Origin of the sequence: Flavobacterium sp. 40-81, assembly GCF_001898245.1 — a bacterium.
GTDB classification, from domain to species: domain Bacteria; phylum Bacteroidota; class Bacteroidia; order Flavobacteriales; family Flavobacteriaceae; genus Flavobacterium; species Flavobacterium inviolabile.
In genome coordinates this window covers 403000-423736 of record NZ_MKTM01000041.1, presented here as the reverse complement: position 1 = coordinate 423736, position 20737 = coordinate 403000, and the positions used below count along the sequence as shown (strand labels likewise).

Genomic DNA, 20737 nt, shown 5'->3' with positions numbered 1-20737 from the left:
ATGGTATAATGTTCCAACCGGAGGTACAGCGATGGCATCAACAGATGCTTTGGCAACAGGTACTTACTATGTGACACAAACAATTTCGGGATGTGAAAGTACAAGACTATCAGTTTCGGTTACTGTAAATGTAACACCACAACCTGGTGGAGCAACAACACAGGCAATCACTGTAAATACACCGGCAGAAGCAACAATCGAAGATTTGGTAGCGACCGGAACAGGTATAATCTGGTACCCTACACTGGCAGATGCACAGGCGGGAACAAATGCCATTCCGGCAGGAACACAACTGGTAAACGGTTCTACCTATTATGCAACGCAAACAGTGAGCGGATGTGCCAGTACTACAGCACTTGCGGTTACCGTAACAGTTACATTGGGAACATCATCATTTGATAAAAACCAATTCAAATACTATCCTAACCCGGTTATTGATAACATCACGTTTAGTTATGCTGAACCAATCAATACAATTGAAGTATTCAATATGTTAGGACAACGGGTTATTTACAAAACAGTAAACATGACAACGATAGAAATCGACATGACGCAATTAGCCGCAGGAACTTATACGGCTCATTTGAAATCTGGAGATGCAAAAGAGATCGTTAAGGTGGTTAAAAGGTAGATAATTAACGTAAATACTTTAAAATAGTCTAAGAAATATTTCTTAGACTATTTTTTTTGAACTTAATTAAGGGTAATATTGTTATATTACTGTTTCTTATTGATTCTTTTTAACGTTAACAAAACTTGATGTTAAAAAAATATGGTGTTTTCATTGATTTTGCATTTATAATTGTTAAAATAGATATATGCCATTTATAGTGTTATTATTTTGTTAAATTAGCCGCGATAAACTAATGACACTATTTTATGAAAAACTCTACTTTTTTGAGTGGATTTCGATGGCGTAATGCATTGAAAATTCACTGGAATTTTAGTTGTTTGTTATTGTTTGCACTTTTGTTAGGACAACAGGTCAGTGCGCAGGGAACACAAACAACACTATTAATTAACCCCAATGCAGAAGGTGGCTTCGAAACCGGAACAACGTTTGCCAGCAATGGATGGACGACGGTTAACGCAACGACCAATACTTGGAACGTAGGAACTGTTCCGGGTTGGTTTACCGGTACTGGCGGTGCTTATGTTTCTAACAACTCAGGAGGAGCATGGGCTTACACCAATACAGCGGCGAGCCGTTCACACTTTTATCGTGATATTACTTTTCCGGCTGGTGTTACAGCAGTAAATTTAGCATTTGACTGGAGAGGAAACGGAAACGATGGAAATTATGACAACCTGTTAGTGTATCTTGTAGATACAACAGTTACGCCGGATACGGCTGGTCCAACCGGAACCAATACAACTGCACCGGGATGGACAGGTTATACAGACGGAACTACAGGATATTACCTGTTGCAGCGTAACGGAACTGCAAATCCGACTACAACTACGAACATAACCTATTCACTTACTGCAGCACAAAGAACGTATGTTGCAGGGAAAACAAAACGTCTTGTTTTTGTATGGAAAAACGATACCCTGGATGGAACGAGTCCACCGGCATCTGTAGATAATATCTCTTTAACGGCAGTAGCACCTACTTGCTTAATACCTTCGAATATTACAGCAACAGCTGTTGCAACACAAACTGCGACAATCAACTGGACAGCTTCCGGTTCTGCCCCTGCAAACGGGTATGAATATGAAGTGAGAACCAGTGGAGCAGCGGGTAGCGGAACAACTGGTTTGACAGTAGCAAATACTACAGCAGCCGGAGTTACTACAGCTAATATTAGCGGACTTACATCGGCGGTTACCTATTCGGTGTATGTAAGAGCAAATTGTGGTTCAGGCGATTTCAGTGCCTGGACAGCAGCAGGTACATTTACAACATTGTGTTCACCATCTGCAATTCCGCATATAGTACCGATCGAAGCGGTAACGGTGCCTGCAATTCCTGCATGTACTACCGTTCAGAATGTTAATAACGATACCAGAACATGGATAAGCTATGCTCCTGTAACAGGGATAACCGGAAAAGTAATGGGATACCCATACCATGGTAGCAATGCAGCAAATGACTGGTTTTTTACTAACGGATTAGAATTAACGCAAGGCGTTAGCTACCGTTTGAAATTCAAATATAAAGATACAGCATTTGCTGAAAAACTTAAAGTAGGTATTGGTACTACAGCTGTAAATACGGCAATGACCACTACTTTGTTTGATGTGACTACAGGAACAGGAACAACTGTTGTAGCAAAAGAAATTGATTTTACGGTACCAACTACCGGAGTTTATAACATCGGATTCCAGTGTTATTCTGCGGCGAATATGAACATTTTATACGTAGGAGAAATTGCTGTTGAGGTGACTCCTTCTTGTCTTGTGCCTACAGCAGTTAATGCTTCGGCTATCACGATGACAACGGCAACTATCGGTTGGACAGCTCCGGCGACAGCTCCGGCAAACGGATACCAGTATGAAGTAAGATCAAGTGGTGCAGCGGGAAGCGGTGCAACAGGTCTTGCCGCTTCAGGTAATACGGCAGCGGGTGTTGTTACAGCTAACGTAGCTACTTTAACTCAGGCTACAGTTTACACGGTTTATGTGCGATCTGCTTGTGGCGCTACAGATTTTAGTGCCTGGACAGCTGCCTATACTTTCACGACAGTATGTGATAATGCTGTGATTCCTTATACAGTGCCTATTGAAGCGGTAACTGTACCGGCAATTCCAATGTGTACTACCGTTCAGAATGTGAATAATGATACCAGAACATGGGTGAGCTATGCTACTACAACTGGTATTACAGGAAAAGTAATGGGATACCCTTACCATGGTACCAATGCAGCAGATGATTGGTTCTTTACTAACGGATTAAATTTAACACAAGGTGTTAGCTACCGTTTGAAATTTAAATATAAAGACTCCGGATATGCTGAAAAACTTAAAGTAGCGGTGGGTACTACAGCTGTAAATACAGCAATGACAACCACTTTATTTGATGTAACTACAGGAACAGGAACTACTGTTGTAGCGAAAGAAATTGATTTCACAGCACCGGCAACAGGCGTTTATAACATCGGATTCCAGTGTTATTCTGTAGCGAACATGAGTACTTTGTATTTAGGAGAAATTACGGTTGAGTTAGCGCCAACTTGTTTGCCGGCTTCAGCAACAGCTGTTTCAGCGATTACAAAAAATACAGCTACCATTTCATGGACAGCTTCTACATCAGCTCCGGCAAGCGGATATGAATATGAGATCAGAACAAGTGGTGCAGCCGGAAGCGGTGCAACTGGTCTTGCAACTTCTGGTACTACTGCGGCAGGAATCGTTACTAAAAACGTAACAGGTTTATTGCCTTCAACGGCTTATGCCGTTTATGTTCGTGCAAATTGCGGAGCAGGAGATTTCAGTACATGGACAGCAGTAACGAACTTTACAACCAGTTGTGATTATTTTGATATAACAGGAACAACACCTGCAACAATCTGCGGACAGGGAACTGCTAACTTAGGAGTAACGACTACAGGCGGAACAGTAAAATGGTACGCGGCAGCTACAGGCGGAACAGCATTGGCAACCGGAGCGACATATACAACTCCGGTAATTAATGCCACTACATCTTATTGGGCTGAAACAAGTGTTCTGGGTACTCCGGTATCAGTAGGTCCGGCTTCTCCAACAGCACAGGGAGGTACTATAGGAGTGCAAACAACGGCTTGGAATGTGAACTTTACAGTTACTCAAAATACAGCATTGGCATCTGTAGATGTTTTCCCGGTAACTTCAGGGCAAGCAGGAGCGATCGTTGTTAGAAGCAGTACCGGTACCGTTATTGCGACGTATCCGTATACCACAAATGTATCCGGTGGAGCAACAGCACAAACCATTACATTGAACCATGTGTTCGCACCGGGAAGCTACCAATTGTATCCAACCTTGCCAACAGCTGGTTTATCAAGAAATACTACCGGAGCGGTTTATCCTTACACCTCTTCTGTAGCAAACATTACCGGAAATGGTTATGATGCAGCTTACTTTATGAGCTTCTATAACTGGGTGTTCCAGTCATCATGTGTTTCTCCAAGAACAGAAGTTGTGGCTACGGTAACAACACCGCCAACTTTTGCTTTGAGCACTAACAGTACAACAGCTGTTTGTAGCGGACAAGCTGCTGCTGCGGTAACTATCGCAACAGGAGCGGCAGATTATGATACTTTCGTTTGGTCACCGGCAACAGGCGTTACCGGAAATGCAGCTAACGGATGGGTATTTAATCCAACAGCTACCACAACCTATACCTTAACAGCGTCACAATCGGCAGGTGCTTGTACTACTACAGCAAATGTAGTAGTGAACATCAACCCGCTACCGGTTGTTGCGGCTTCTGCAGCAAACGCAACCGTTTGTGAAGGAACTTCGACAACATTATCAGCAATAACAATTGCTCCGGGAACGGTTGCTATTGGAACAGGAACAACCTTAACATCGGCAACTACACAACCGACAGCTTTCTGTAACCGTTTTGATCAATACTGGAACCAAACGGTTTATACCGCTGCAGAACTTACAGCTGCCGGATTAAAAGCAGGAAATATCACTTCGATTGCTTATAACATTACCACATTAGGTGATGCCGCTAATGTTACGAATTTCACAATCAGAATCGGAACTACAGCAAACAGTACCTTAACAGCGTTTACAACAACAGGATTAAACCTTGTTTACGGACCGTCTACCTATGCTCATGCTGTAGGTGTAAATACCATTACATTTGCAACGCCTTATGTTTGGGATGGTGTATCGAACATTATTGTTGATGTAAGACATGATGGGGTTGATGCTACAAATAATTCCATAACTTATTACACAACAACTACCGGAAATATGACTATTTCGGCTGTTTCATCAACACCGTCTTCTACTACCGTATTGTCTACAACAAACCCGACAGGAACAGTGTCTACACAACGTTTGAATGTAGTATTCGGAGGTCAGGTTGTTTCAACAGGAGCTGGAACTATAGACTGGACCTGGACACCGGGTAACTTAACCGGAAGTACAGTAACAGTATCGCCAGCAACAACGACAACCTATACGGTTAGAGGAACAAATTCCGCTACAGGTTGTTATGCTGAATCTACGGTAACGGTAAACGTAACGTCTACACCGGCACCAACAGGAAACAGTACACAAACAATCAATGCCAACACGGCTGCTGATGCAACAATTGAAAACATCGTTGTAACAGGAACGGCTGTAGTTTGGTATCCAACATCGGCTGATGCATTGGCAAATACAAACCCGATCGCTGCCGGAACACAATTAGTAAGCGGAACAACTTATTATGCAATGCAAACAGTTGGCGGATGTAGAAGTGTTAGCCCGTTAGCGGTAACCGTAACCGTAACATTAGGTACTTCTTCATTTGATATCGTAGGATTGAAATACTATCCAAACCCTGTAGTAGATGTGTTTACAGTAACATACACAGATGCTATCACATCGGTTGAGGTATTTAACTTGGTTGGTCAGCGTGTAATTGCAGTAAAACCAAATACAAATACAGCGCTTTTAGATATGAGCACTTTACCAACAGGAGCTTATATTTTACAGGTAAAAGCAAATGGTCAATCACAATCCATTAAAGTGATTAAAAAATAAGTTTTTTGATTTTTAGGAAAAGCCGCTCATTTGAGCGGCTTTTTTTATGGGGCAAAATGCGAATTATTCATTTTAAAAGTTAATTATACAGGATCTTTGTTGTTATTTTGTTATAATAGTTTTTTTATGATGTTAAAATGCTGTTTTTAGTGCTTTTGTGATTAATATTTTTTTTACATTGGTATAGTATAAACTAATACTATATCATTCATGGAGAAAACTACTTTATTAAAAATGAATCACTGGCAAAAAGTATGGGGGCAGAAATGGAACGCCTGCTATTTGCTGGTAATGGCTTTCCTTATCGGACAGTCAATGACAGCACAAACAGTGCTGATTAATCCCGCTGCAGAAGGTGGATTTGAAAACGGAACAACATTTGCCAGTAACGGATGGACACAGGTTGACGATACTACTAATAAATGGGCTTTAGGGACAGTTCCAGGGTGGTTTTCGGGATCAAGAGGTGCTTATGTTTCCAGTGATTCCGGAACAACATGGGGTTATAATGCGGGAGCAACCAGCCGATCGCACTTTTACAGAGATGTGGCTTTCCCGGCCGGCGCTACTGCAGTTAATTTAGCTTTTGACTGGAGAGGTAACGGAAACGACGGTAACTATGATAACCTGATGGTGTATGTAATGGATACCAGTATTACACCATCTAATGTTGGTCCTACAACAACAAATACGACAACAACCGGTTGGACGGGCTATACTAATGGCACTACAGGCTATTATTTATTACAGCGTAGCGGTACATCAGCTCCCACAACAACTACTGCGGTAACCTATACCTTTACAACGGCACAATTAAATTACGTTTCCGGAAAAACAAAACGGCTGGTATTTGTCTGGAAAAATGATAGTTCAGACGGGGTGAATCCACCGGCTTCTTTAGACAATATCTCTTTAACAGCTACGGTACCAAGCTGTATTGCGCCTACAGCGGTTACTGTTGCAGGTATTACAAAAAATGCAGCAACTATTTCATGGACAGCTCCTGCATCAGCTCCTGCAAGCGGATATGAATATGAGATCAGAACGAGTGGTGCAGCCGGAAGCAGTGCAACAGGTCTAACAACGTCAGGAACTACAGCTGCCGGAATTGTTACTAAAAACGTAACTGGCTTGGCAGCTTCAACAACATATTCGTTATATGTCCGCTCCAACTGTGGTAGCGGCGATTTTAGTGCATGGACCAGTGTAACAAGTTTTGTAACAGCCTGTGATTATGCCGATATTACCGGAACTACACCGGGCAGTGTTTGCGGTAACGGTTCTGCAACTTTGGCAGCAACGGCAACCGGCGGAAACCTTAGCTGGTATGCGGCAGCAACCGGCGGAACGGCATTAGGAACCGGAGCTACATTTGCAACACCGGTAATTTCAGCAACAACCTCTTACTGGGTTGAGGCAGGAGTGCCGGGAGTAGCATCACTGGGACCTCTTTCGCCAACAGCACAGGGTGGAACGATAGGAACACAAACAGTAGAATGGAACGTTAACTTCACAGTTACACAAAATACAACCTTAACATCTGTAGATGTTTTCCCGGTAACGTCAGGACAAACAGCAGCTATTATTGTTAGAAACGGTTCGGGTACTGTAATTGCTACTTATCCGTACACCACAAATGTATCCGGTGGTGCAACAGCACAAACCGTTATATTAAACCATGCGTTAACACCGGGAAGCTACCAGTTGTATCCAACCTTGCCATCGGCTGGTTTATCAAGAAATACTACCGGAGCGGTTTATCCTTATACCTCTTCTGTAGCAAACATTACCGGAAACGGGTATGATGCAAATTACTATATGGGCTTCTATAACTGGGTGTTCCAGGCATCATGTGTTTCTCCAAGAACAGAAGTTGTGGCTACGGTAACAACGCCACCGGCATTTACATTAAGTACAAACAGTACAACAGCTGTTTGTAGCGGGCAGGCTGCTGCTGCGGTAACTATCGCAACAGGAGCGGCAAATTATGATACTTTCGTTTGGTCACCGGCAACAGGCGTTACCGGAAATGCAGCTAACGGATGGGTATTTAATCCAACGGCTACCACAACCTATACCTTAACAGCCTCACAATCGGCAGGTGCTTGTGCTACTACAGCTAGTGTAGTAGTGAACATCAACCCGCTACCGGTTGTTACGGTTTCTGCAGCAAACCCAACAGTTTGCGAGGGCGCTTCCACAACATTAACGGCACTTACAAGCGTTATTGGTCCGGGAACTGTTGCTATCGGAACAGGAACAACCTTAACATCGGCAACAAACCAGCCAACAGCTTTTTGTAACCGTTTTGATCAATACTGGAACCAAACGGTTTATACCGCTGCAGAACTTACGGCTGCCGGATTAAAAGCAGGAAATATCACTTCGATTGCTTATAACATTACCACATTAGGGGATGCTGCTAATGTTACGAATTTCACGATCAGAATCGGAACTACGACTAACAGTACGTTAACCGGATTTACAACAACAGGATTGAACCTTGTTTACGGACCATCTACCTATGCTCATGCAATAGGAGTAAATACCATCACATTTGCAACACCTTATGTATGGGACGGTGTGTCGAACATTATTCTTGACATAAGACAGGATGGAGTAGATGCTACTAATAATGCGGTAACCTATTATACGGCTACTACCGGAAACATGACTATTTCGGCTGTTTCATCAACACCGTCTTCTACTACGGTATTGTCTACAACAAACCCGGCAGGAACAGTATCTACACAACGTTTGAATGTAGTATTCGGAGGTCAGGTTGTAACAACAGGAGCAGGAACTTTAGACTGGACCTGGACACCAGGTAACTTAACCGGAAGTACAGTAACGGTATCGCCAACAACAGCGACTACCTACACGGTTAGAGGAACAAACGCAACTACCGGCTGTTATACAGAAGCTACGGTAACGGTAAACGTAACGTCTACACCGGCACCAACAGGAAACAGTACGCAGACTATTAATGCCAACACGGCAGCTGATGCAACAATTGAAGACATCGTTGTAACGGGAACGGCTGTAGTTTGGTATGCAACCTCGGCTGATGCATTGGCAAATACAAACCCGATCGCTGCCGGAACACAATTAGTAAGCGGAACAACCTATTATGCAATGCAGACTGTTAACGGATGTAGAAGTGTTAGCCCGTTAGCGGTAACTGTAACCGTAACATTAGGTGCCTCTTCATTTGAGATCGTAGGATTGAAATACTATCCAAACCCTGTAGTAGATGTGTTTACAGTAACCTATACAGATGCTATCACATCGGTTGAGATATTTAACTTAATTGGTCAGCGGGTAATTGCTGAAAAACCAAATACAAATACAGCCCTTATTGATATGAGTGTGCTGCCAGCTGGAGCTTATATTTTACAAGTAAAAGCGAATGGTCAATCACAATCCATTAAAGTGATTAAAAAATAAGTTTTTTGATTTTAGGAAAAGCCGCTCAAATGAGCGGCTTTTTTTATTTTATAGAATGCTAAAAGTTAATTATAATAACACGCGCTATTATTTTGTTATAATACTCATTTTCAGCTGTTAAAGTTCTGTTTTGTAATGGTTTGCGGTTTTTTAATGGTTATATTAGTTATGATATAAACCATTTAAAATTTTTATTTATGAAGAAAACTATTTTATTAAAAGAGAATTGCGGGCAAAGAGTATGGAGACTGAAATGGACTGCCTGCTGTTTATTTTTAATGGCTTTCCTTCTCGGACAGCCAATGAATGCGCAAACGGTATTGATTAATCCCAATGTAGAGGGTGGATTTGAAGACGGAACAACATTTGCCAGTAACGGATGGACACAAGTTGATGATACAAATAATAGATGGGTTTTAGGAACAGTACCGGGATGGTTTTCGGGAGCAAGAGGTGCTTACGTTTCCAATGATTCCGGAGTAACATGGGGTTATAGTACAACAACAACAAGCCGGTCTCACTTTTACAGAGATGTGGCTTTCCCGGCTGGTGCTACAGCTGTTGATTTAGCTTTTGACTGGAGAGCAAACGGAAGCGACGGTAACTGGGATAACCTGCTGGTGTATATAATGGATACCAGCATTACACCATCTACTGCCGGTCCGACCTCAACCAATACAACCAGTACAAATTGGACGGGCTATACAAATGGCACTACAGGCTATTTTTTATTACAGCGTAACGGGACGACAGTTCCCACGACAACTACAGCTGTAACTTACACCTTTACAGCAGCACAATTGAACTATGTTTCCGGGAAAACAAAACGGCTGGTATTTGTTTGGAAAAACGATGGTTCGGGCGGTGCAAATCCGCCGGCTTCGTTAGATAATATCTCTTTAACAGCGATGGTGCCAAGTTGTGTTCCGCCTACAGATGTTACTGTTGCAGGCATTACAAAAAGTGCAGCGACCATTTCATGGACGGCTTCTGCATCAACTCCGGCAAGCGGATATGAATATGAGATCAGGACAAGCGGTGCAGCCGGAAGCGGTGCAACAGGTCTTACAACCTCAGGAACTACTGCTGCCGGTGTTGTTACTAAAAACGTAACCGGCCTAATACCTTCCACGGTATATTCATTATACGTTCGTGCTAATTGTGGAGCCGGAGATTTTAGTGCGTGGAGCAGTGTGACAAGCCTTATAACAGCTTGTGATCATGCCGATATTACCGGAACCACACCGGGCAGTGTCTGTGGTAACGGCTCCGTTACTTTGGGCGCAACGGCAACCAACGGAACCCTTAGCTGGTATGCCGCAGCAACCGGTGGAGTGGCATTAGGAACCGGAGCGACATTTGCAACACCGGTAATTTCAGCAACAACTTCTTACTGGGTCGAAACAGGAGTGCCGGGAGTAACATCGCTGGGACCTCTTTCACCAACAGCACAGGGAGGAACGATAGGAACACAAACAGTGGACTGGGATGTGAGCTTCACGGTTCTGGAAAATACAACCTTAACATCTGTAGATGTTTTCCCGATAACGTCAGGACAAACAGCGGCTATTATTGTCAGAAACAGCGCCGGTACTGTAATTGCTACTTATCCGTACACCACAAATGTATCCGGAGGTGCCACCCCGCAAACCATTACGCTAAACCATGCGTTAACACCGGGTAACTATCAGTTGTATCCAGCCATGCCGTCGTCTGGTTTATCAAGAAATACTACCGGAGCGGTTTATCCTTACACCTCTTCTGTAGCGAACATTACCGGAAACGGGTATGATGCAAATTACTATATGGGTTTCTATAACTGGGTTTTCCAGGCAACATGCGCTTCTCCAAGAACAGAAGTGGTGGCTACGGTAACAACGCCACCGGCATTTACATTAAGTACAAACAGTACAACAGCTGTTTGTAGCGGCCAGGCTGCTGCTGCGGTAACAATTGCTACAGGAGCAGCAAATTATGATACTTTCGTTTGGTCACCGGCAACAGACGTTACCGGAAATGCAGCCAGCGGATGGGTATTTAATCCGGCAGCTACCACAACGTATACCTTAACAGCCTCACAATCGGCAGGTGTTTGTGCGATAGCGACAAATGTAGTGGTAAACATCAATCCGCTGCCGGTTGTTACGGCGGCTACTGCAAACCAAACCATTTGCGAAGGAACGTCGGCCGCTTTAACGGCGCTTACGGTTACTCCGGGCACTGCTGCCATCGGAACAGGGACAACAACCTTAACATCGGCAACAAACCAACCGACAGCTTTCTGTAACCGTTGGTCGCAATACTGGAATCAAACGGTTTATACGGCTGAAGAACTTACGGCTGCCGGATTAAGAGCCGGTAACATCACTTCAATTGCTTATATCATTACCACTCTGGGTGATGCGGCTAATGTTACGAATTTTACGATCAGAATCGGAACTACGGCTAACAGTACATTAACCGGATTTACAACAACAGGATTAAACCTTGTGTACGGACCGGCTACCTATGCCCATGCTATAGGTGTAAATACCATCACATTTGCAACGCCTTATGCCTGGGACGGCGTATCGAACATTATCGTAGATGTAAGGCAGGATGGGGCAAATTTGATAAACAATGCCATAACCTATTATACGGCAACTACCGGAAATAAAACGGCTTCAGCTGTTACGTCAACATTACCGGCAACTTTTATATTGGCGGAAACGAATCCTTCTGCTGCTTTATCCGTACAACGCCTGAATGTCGTATTCGGAGGTCAGGTTGTTTCAGCAGGAGCCGGAACTTTAGACTGGACCTGGACACCGGGTAACCTAACCGGAAGTACAGTAACGGTATCGCCAACAACGGCGACTACCTATACTGTTAGAGGAACAAACACAGCTACCGGCTGTTATACAGAGGCTACGGTAATGGTAAATGTAACGACTACACCGCCGCCAACAGGAAACAGTACGCAGACTATTAATGTGAATACGGCTGCTGAGGCAACAATTGAAGACCTCGTTGTAACGGGAACGGCTGTAGTTTGGTACCCGACGGCTGCCGATGCACTGGCAAATACCAACCCGATCGCGGCCGGAACACAATTGGTAAGCGGAACAACTTATTATGCGGTTCAGACAGTTGGCGGATGCAGAAGTGTGAGCCCTTTGGCGGTGACAGTAACGGTAACGTTAGGGACTTCTTCATTTGAAATTACAGGCTTAAAATACTATCCGAATCCGGTAGCAGCTGTGTTTACAATAACCTATACAGACGCGATTGCCTCGGTTGAGGTGTTCAATTTGATTGGTCAGCGGGTGATTTCCGAAAAACCAGCTGCCAATACAGTACTTTTAGATATGAGTGTTTTGCCCGCAGGCGCCTATATTGTACAGGTAAAAGCCAATGGTCAGTCACAAGCCATTAAAGTGGTTAAGAAATAATTTTTTTTGATTTTAAAAAAGAGCCTCTCTTCGGAGAGGTTTTTTTATGGAAATAATTAAAACCGGTGCTTAACGCAATGATAACCTTATGAATGGTATATGATAATGTGATAAACAAAGGTGGTGATGTGCTGGTCGTTATTTTTGTAACGCTCAAATTGAAAAGAACAAAAGAGCTAAAAACAGAATACGTTTAATGGATTTAAGAACATTATATCAACTAAAAGCGCCGGCTTTTTCCAGGATTTTCGGAGTATTGTTTCTCTTGATACTCAGTTTTACAGATAGTTATGGACAAAGTATTTTTAGTAATCCCATTACCGGCACCAATCCCAATACGGCAAACCCTTATACTGCCGGACAGCTTGTAAACCCGAATATAACCGTTTCCGGTATCGGAAGAGGATCTGGGATCACCGGAAGTAATACCAACAACAGGTATAATGCCACCGGATGGAATATAGGATCATTAGGAGCAACTCAGTATTTCGAATTTGTCTTAACGCCATCTGCCGGGTATGCCATCAACTTTACAAGCTTTGAATATACCGGACAGGCATCCGGCACAGGACCAACTTCTTTTGCATTCCGGTCTTCTGTCGATTCTTTTACCGGTAATATCGGTACGGCAACGGTAAGCGGAACAACGATAAGCCTTTCCGGTGCTGCTTTCCAGAATATCACTCAGACAATACGATTCAGGATATATGCATGGGGAGCATCCGGCGGAACCGGAACATTCAGTATCAACGATTTTACGTTTAACGGACAGGTGGTTGCTGCCTGTACGCAGCCTGTGATTACAAGTTTTCTGCCAGCGTCAGCTCCGGTCAATACACTGGTGAAGATCAGCGGGAATGGTTTCCAGAACGGATCCGGAACCACTTCGGTTAAATTCAACGGTGTTCCGGCAACCTCATTTACGGTTATATCCAATACGTTAATTGAAGCGGTTATTCCGGTAGGAGCAACAACAGGAGCGGTGACCATTACAACAAATAACTGTACGGGTACTTCGGCAGCTTCTTATACGATACTATCCTCAAATTGTAGTACGCTTTACGCGGATTTGTTTATCTCGGAACTTTATGATGCCCAGGTTGGAGATGGAGGCGTGATAGAATTGTATAACGGAACCGGGGCAACAATTAATATGACCCAGTATTCTATTTTGAGATACGGAAATATTGGCGATGCTGCACCTTCCTATACAATACCGCTTACCGGAACATTGGCATCGGGTAGTGTTTACCTTATCCGGATAGGAAACGATGCCCCGGTATGTACCTTTACGCCAAACATGACCTATTCAACCGGTTTTAATGCCAATGATGCATTCGAACTGGTAAAAAATACAACGGTAATTGATGTGGTCAATGCACCCAATAATGCCGGTTACTCGGTAATCAGGCTCAATACGGTTCCGGCACCCAACAGCACTTTTGTGGACAGCGAATGGAATACTTCTTCTTCGGAAAGCTGTGCCGACATTGGCCTGCAAAATTATAACAACTCCACAACCACGGTGATTGCGCCGCAACCGGTTAATGCCATTATCTGCGAAAATCAGACAGCATCCTTTACGGTGGGTGTCAGCAATCCGGCAGGAGTGACCTATCAGTGGAAAATACTGAACAGTTCCGGAAACTGGGTAAATGTGACCAATTCGGCTACCTATTCCGGGGCAACAACGGCGACACTTACCGTGAATAACGTACCGATAAGCTTCAACGGGAACCAGTATTATTGCTTTGTAAATATTTCAGGCTGCCAGGAAAGCTCGCATGCCGCTATGCTTACGGTGAAAACAAAACCGGTCACAGCGGGAATTTATTTTAATTAAAAAATTACTAAATAGAAAACATGAAACAGCATTATTTAAAAAATTTAATTTTCACACTTGTGTTGTTGGCATCCCTGGGAGGCTATGCGCAACAGACAATATGTGTGGGTGCGGTTAAAAACTATAGCGTGAATACTCCGGGTTCCGGTCCGGCAGGTTCTACCTACAGCTGGGTGGTAACACCCAATACTTTTGCGGGTACCATTACCGGAACACCCGGTGTAAATGCAAACAGTATTACCATTAACTGGGGAACAACGCCGGCAGGGGTATATACCTTGCAGGTAACGGAAACCAATGCGGCCGGATGTCCGGGAACTCCGGTTGACGTAACGGTTACCATTGAAAATATCCCGGTTAACCCGACGGTAACAACGGTTCAGCCTACCTGTGCTGTGGGAACGGGTAGCATTACCGTAACCACTCCTGTAGGAACAGGACTTACCTATAGCATTGACGGAACGAACTATCAGGCGGGTACAGGATTTAACAACCTGGCGCCGGGAACCTATAACGTAACGGTTAAAAATGCAGCAGGCTGTATTTCCGGAATAACTCCGGTTACAATTAACGCACAACCGGCATTACCGGCAGCACCTACCGCAACATTAACACAGCCCACCTGTGCCGTTGCTACAGGAACCATTACGGTTACTGCTCCGGTAGGAACAGGTTATGAATACAGTATTGACGGAACGAATTATCAAACGGGTGTAGCCTTTAATAATGTGGCACCGGGATCGTATAATCTAACTGTAAAAAATCCGGCAGGATGTATCTCCAGCCCTATGGCAATAACGATTAACGCACAGCCGGCCGCGCCAACGGCACCAACGGTAACACCAACGCAGCCTACCTGTGCTCAGGCGTTGGGAGCCATACAGGTAACAGCACCGTTAGGAGCAGGACTTACGTATAGTATTGACGGGGTTAATTACCAGGCCGGTACAACTTTTAATAACCTGACGCCGGGCAATTATAATGTAACCGTTCAAAGTGCAGGAGGATGTACTTCGGGAGCAACCGCGGTAACCATAAACCCGCAGCCTGCAGCGCCAACAACATCGGCTATTATTTTTAATTAAAGAGAAACAGCGATAAGCAACGGCTTAAAGCCGGAGTGAATAAAGAAAATAATGAGTAAAAGAACAGATACAAATAGTATATACGCAACTAAAGAAGAGGCAATAAAGTATTCGAAAATGCAGCGGTATTTTAGAATGCTAACAGGACTTCTGCTCTTAAGTACCGGGTTTGTCAGCTACGGCCAGCAATCGATTTGCCACGGAACCGCGACTTCGGTTTATAAAGTGGATGCTTTAGAAAACGGCGGTTTGGGAACTATAGGCTCTGTTTATGTATGGACTGTTTTAAATACCGGATTTTCAGGAACCATAGGGTATGTAAATCCGCCCAGTACAAACCAGGTAACGGTTAATTGGGGCAATACGCCGCCCGGAACCTATACCATCCAGGTTCAGGAAAAAGATGCTGTTTCCGGCTGTCTGGGACCGGTACAGCAGTTAACAGTTGACCTGAAAAGTGCTCCGCAGCCCAATTTAGCAGATACTGTTGCCTGTGTTAATCCGGTTACGGGTGTTTTAGTAGATCCGGTTCTTTTAAATTCCGGAGTTCCGCAGGCAGGAAATACCTTTTTATGGACATTAAATAACGTGCCGTTATCCGGGAATTCCAATACCCTTGTGGCAACACAGCCCGGGAATTATGCGGTAACGGTTACCCATACAGCTACCGGTTGTTCCGGTACTGATACGGCTACCATTGGAGTGTCTTCGGTTGCCGTTGCTTATGCGGTTGTAAAAGAAGCGTTTGAGCTGTATCAGGCAATTACGGTTACGGTTACACAGGGATCCGGCGATTATGAATACCAGTTAAATGACGGTCCTTTTCAGAGTGAGCCTGTTTTTTATGTGAACAAATCAGGATCATATACGATAAATGTAAGGGATACCAGAGGATGCGGTGAGGTACCACTCAAAGTAAATGTGCTGAATTATCCCCGGTATTTTACGCCAAACGGCGATTCCTACCACGATACCTGGAATATTACCGGTTTGCCAAATCCGGAAAAAGCAAAGATTACAATATTTGACCGCTATGGTAAAGTAATTAAACAAATTTCGCCCAAAGGAAGAGGCTGGGACGGAACCTATAACGGAAACCCGTTACCGTCTACCGATTATTGGTTTGTGCTGGATTATTATGAAGATGGAGTGCAAAAAGAATTCAAGGCCCATTTCAGTATGAAACGATAATTTACGTTTTATAACTATAAATTATACCCTGTTACGTTGACAATATTGTTAATGTAACAGGGTATTTTGATTTTTAAATGTTAAAAAAGGGTGCAATGTTAAAATTAAATTAAATGTTATTCACTTGTTATCGTGTGTATTGTGAATTTTTATCGACGAAAAGTGTTAAAAAATTAATAAAATGTATTTCTATTGTTAATTAATGAAATAGTAACATACGCAATGTAAAAATTTGAAACATCTTTATACCTTTGGAGGCTCAAAAAAACAAATATTTATGAAACAAAAATTACATTATCATTTGCCTAAGTGTCTGATGTTGCTCATCATATGCTTATTGAGTGTAAACTCGTGGGGGCAAACAACGATCTTTAGCGTTTCGGGAGGCGGAGCTTTCCCGTCCGGATGGACAAGTGCAAATAATGTGCCTACAAATGACATTGATAAATCAAGTTATTATTTATTAGATGCCGGTAATCCAAGTGACGTAATCACAACAAGCAGTTATAATTTATCCAGCTACACAAGTGCTGTGTTTACTATAAATGTAGCTACTTTTGATTCGGGAACGGCAAATCCTGGAAAGATAGAAATATCCTATAATGGAGGAACTACCTTTACACAAACAACTACAACGACTACACCTTCAAGTTCTACTTATGTAGGATCGACTATAAATTTAAACTCTGTAAGTAGTCAGGTTGTTATAAGAATTTCAAATAATGGAACTTCTGGTCGTGGAATAAGAGTACAGGCTATTAAATTAGTAGCATCAGGTACTGCTACTGTTCCTGCTATAACAGCTACACCAAGTACTGTCCCAGGTTTTGGAAATGTTAATGTAGGAACAAATTCAGCAAACAGTACTGTAACAATTTCCGGAGCAAACCTGACAGGAGATATTACGGTTAATGCACCGTCTACAGATTTTCAGATAAGTAAAGACCAGTCAGCCTGGTCAGGATCAGTATCGTTAACGCAAACTTCTGGAACAATAACGAACGTACCGGTGTATGTTAGATTTACTCCGCAATCTGTTGGAGCTAAATCCGGTAATATTACTTTTTCAGGTGGTGGTGTTTCTTCGCCTCCAACTGTAGCTGTTTCCGGAACGGGAACATTACAGACGCCTGCGACAACTGCAGCTACAACGGTACAACAGTTGCAATTTAATGCAAACTGGGAAACTGTTGCAGGAGCATCGGGATATCGTCTTGACGTAAGTGAACATGCAAGTTTTGGAATTGATACACCATCAAGTGTATTGGAAGAATTTGAAACAGGGCTTAGTACTTCCGGATATGGAACAGGTACTACTCCATTGGCTTCCGGAAACTGGGAAGTAGAAGATGTTATCAGAGCTGCGGCCAATCAGTCTGTGTCAGGATATGGAGCACAACTTAGAGCGAGTACTGGAAAAATGACCACACCAGGTTTTGCTAAAATAAGCACAATTACATTTTCAGCTAAAAGAGGAGCTTCTGCAACGACATTACAGGTTAGCAAAATTGTAAACGGGGTAACGACATTGCTTCAAACAATCAACTTGACAACATCACATAGCGATTATACCGTAAATGTCAATGAAACCGCTTCCGATGTTAAGATTTTGCTTGCAAATGGAGGAGGTAACCTGGCTTATGTAGATGAACTTACAATCAATTATACAGGATCAACACCATCTTTTGTTACCGGGTATAACGACAGAAATGTTGGTAATGTAACAACTTATGCAGTAACAGGATTAAATCCGAATACCGCTTACTATTACAGAGTGCGTGCAACAGCTACAGCTACTACTTCATCAAACTCAAATGTAACGACAGTAACAACAAAACTAAGTACAGTAACCTGGAACGGAACGGCATGGTCTAATGTAACAGGACCGGATGCGACTATTGAAGCAGTTATTGCCGGAGCTTACAACACCAATACAAACGGTGCGTTTACCACTAAAAAATTAACATTAAATTCAGGATCATTTACATTGGCATCCGGTACAAACCTTACTGTTGTAAATGAAGTAGTGAATAATATGACAGCAGCTGATTTTGTGATCCAGAACAATGCAAACTTAATTCAGACAAATGCTGTTGCCAATACCGGAGCAGTAACCCTGCATAGAAATTCAGCGCCAATTGTACGTTTGGATCATACTTTATGGTCTTCACCGGTAGAAGCACAAAATCTTTTCGGATTCTCTCCAAATACACTGACAAACCGTTTTTATACGTATCAAACGAGTACGAATACTTATGTAAACACCGGATTAACGGCAGCAACAACTTTTGTTGTTGGTAAAGGTTTTGCAGTAAGAGCACCAAACAATTACCAGGCTTCACCGGCAGCTGCATGGGAAGGAACTTTTGTAGGGAAACCAAACAATGGTAATGTAACATTTACATTAGAAACTACAGGTACCGGATACAACATGGTGGGTAATCCTTATCCGTCTGTTATTGATGGAGCGACTTTTGTAAGTAACAATACAACGATCGACGGAACTTTATACTTCTATGCACATACTTTAACGATGAATGCTCAGGGACAATTCCCGGCAGGAACAAACTATGCAACATGGACTCCGGGTGTAGGAGGAGTGGCGGCTACAGCCGGAACTTCCGGTGTACCGGCGAATGTGCCAAACGGTAAAATTCAGGTTGGACAAGGATTTATAGTAAAATCATTGCCGGCAGGAGGAAATGTAACTTTTGCAAACACAATGCGTGCTGCTGAAAACGGGAACCAGTTCTTTAAAGTGAGCAGTGCTAACGCTACGCTTCCGGAAACAGAAAAACACAGAATGTGGCTTAACTTGACCAATGATGCCGGAACAGCTTTCAACCAGATTCTGGTTGCTTACGCAGAGGGCGCTACAGAAGGAGTAGACCGCGGTTATGACGGATTGGCATTCGGAACTACAGGAAGTGCCTTATCGTCTAAAATTGCCGGAGCAGACTATACTATCCAGGGACGTTCTTTGCCTTTCAATGCAGAAGATGTTGTGACTTTAGGATTTAAAGCGGCTACAGCAGGAAACTACAGCGTTACCTTATCGGCTATGGACGGAGTGTTCTTGGGAACTCAGGATGTTTATTTAAAAGATAAAACAGCGGGAGTATTACACGACCTGAAAGCGGGTGCCTATGCATTTGCTTCAGCAGAGGGAACATTCGACAATCGTTTTGAAATCGTTTACAAAAACACTTTGGGAACGGTAGATACAACATTAGATGCTAATGCTGTTGTAGTATTCAGGCAAAATGCAGCGTTACATATCGAAACTAAAAATACGCAAATCAAAGACATTGCTATTTTTGATATCAGAGGCCGTTTGGTGTACCAGAAAGCAAATGTGAACGCTGGTTCTTTTGTGATTTCGGATTTAACTACAGCGAATGAAGTATTATTGGTTCAGGTAAAATCGGAAGACAATAAAACAAAAACGGTTAAAGTAATTTATTAATAAAAAATACTTCGTGTAGTGTTGCGGCACTACACGAAAGTTGTACTATACATTAGGACTATGAAAAAGACATTAAAATACAGTTACGTCGTTATTTTTACACTATTGTTGGATGTGATGGCGTTTGCAGCAGAGGAGCCGGGTGATTTCGGTGATACTGACGATACAAATCCTACAGATACTCCGGTGCCAATTGACGGATATTTGTTATGGCTGACGATCATTGCAATAGCTTTTGCTTTTTTTGTGATCAACAGAAGAAGAGCAGCACAATTGAAATAATAAAAAAGCCCGGTTATTTAACCGGGCTTTTTATTTTTTAAGAATCATAAGTCGTCTTCCTGCGTTTTTTGAAAACCAGGTAATAATAGCCTATTCCTATCGCGGCAAGGAGCAATAGTAATGCAAAATTATCTATTGGAACAGGCGGATCACTATCACCGGGAGGGTCATTTGGGCCTTCTTCTTCACTCGCTGTTATAAAAGAAGCAAAAGAATTTACATAAGAAAATAGTAAAATGACAACAAACCATTTTTTTTGATGTAATAAACGCATAAATTTTAGTTAAGAGACGATAAAAATAAACAA

At 42.9% G+C, this 20737-nt stretch carries 10 protein-coding genes; 9 read left to right on the top strand and 1 reads right to left on the bottom strand.

Features of this window, described 5'->3' with window-relative positions:
• The 9 genes from BGO42_RS17570 to BGO42_RS17530 all read left to right on the top strand — a co-directional run.
• Positions 1-631: T9SS type A sorting domain-containing protein (locus tag BGO42_RS17570; RefSeq protein ID WP_286749602.1), on the top strand; the 631-nt coding region annotated here is incomplete at its 5' end.
• A gap of 266 nt (positions 632-897) precedes the next feature.
• On the top strand, positions 898-5685 hold the full coding sequence (locus BGO42_RS17565) for a beta strand repeat-containing protein (protein ID WP_273244039.1): 4788 nt from the start codon (positions 898-900) through the stop codon (positions 5683-5685).
• A 210-nt stretch (positions 5686-5895) separates the two neighbouring features.
• Entirely contained in the window at positions 5896-9132 is a 3237-nt protein-coding gene (locus BGO42_RS17560; RefSeq protein WP_286749601.1) for an Ig-like domain-containing protein, read from the top strand.
• Positions 9133-9329: 197 nt separating this feature from the next.
• Positions 9330-12563: an Ig-like domain-containing protein gene (locus BGO42_RS17555; RefSeq protein ID WP_273244035.1), complete on the top strand. Its 3234-nt coding sequence runs from the start codon at positions 9330-9332 to the stop codon at positions 12561-12563.
• A 196-nt stretch (positions 12564-12759) separates the two neighbouring features.
• Positions 12760-14406 (top strand): lamin tail domain-containing protein, encoded by a 1647-nt coding sequence (locus BGO42_RS17550; protein WP_273244033.1) that lies wholly within the window; start codon positions 12760-12762, stop codon positions 14404-14406.
• 20 nt (positions 14407-14426) lie between these two features.
• Entirely contained in the window at positions 14427-15491 is a 1065-nt protein-coding gene (locus BGO42_RS17545; protein ID WP_177729841.1) for a hypothetical protein, read from the top strand.
• Between the two features lie 51 nt (positions 15492-15542).
• Positions 15543-16682 (top strand): T9SS type B sorting domain-containing protein, encoded by a 1140-nt coding sequence (locus BGO42_RS17540; protein ID WP_273244030.1) that lies wholly within the window; start codon positions 15543-15545, stop codon positions 16680-16682.
• Between the two features lie 277 nt (positions 16683-16959).
• Positions 16960-20148, top strand: coding sequence for a beta strand repeat-containing protein (locus tag BGO42_RS17535; protein WP_273244028.1), 3189 nt, complete (start codon positions 16960-16962; stop codon positions 20146-20148).
• Between the two features lie 60 nt (positions 20149-20208).
• Positions 20209-20430 (top strand): Fjoh_0651 family PID-CTERM protein, encoded by a 222-nt coding sequence (locus BGO42_RS17530; RefSeq protein ID WP_273244026.1) that lies wholly within the window; start codon positions 20209-20211, stop codon positions 20428-20430.
• 37 nt (positions 20431-20467) lie between these two features.
• Here the strand turns inward: BGO42_RS17530 and BGO42_RS17525 are convergent, their stop codons facing one another.
• Entirely contained in the window at positions 20468-20704 is a 237-nt protein-coding gene (locus tag BGO42_RS17525) for an Fjoh_0651 family PID-CTERM protein (protein ID WP_273244024.1), read from the bottom strand.
• Between the last annotated feature and the right edge of the window lie 33 nt (positions 20705-20737).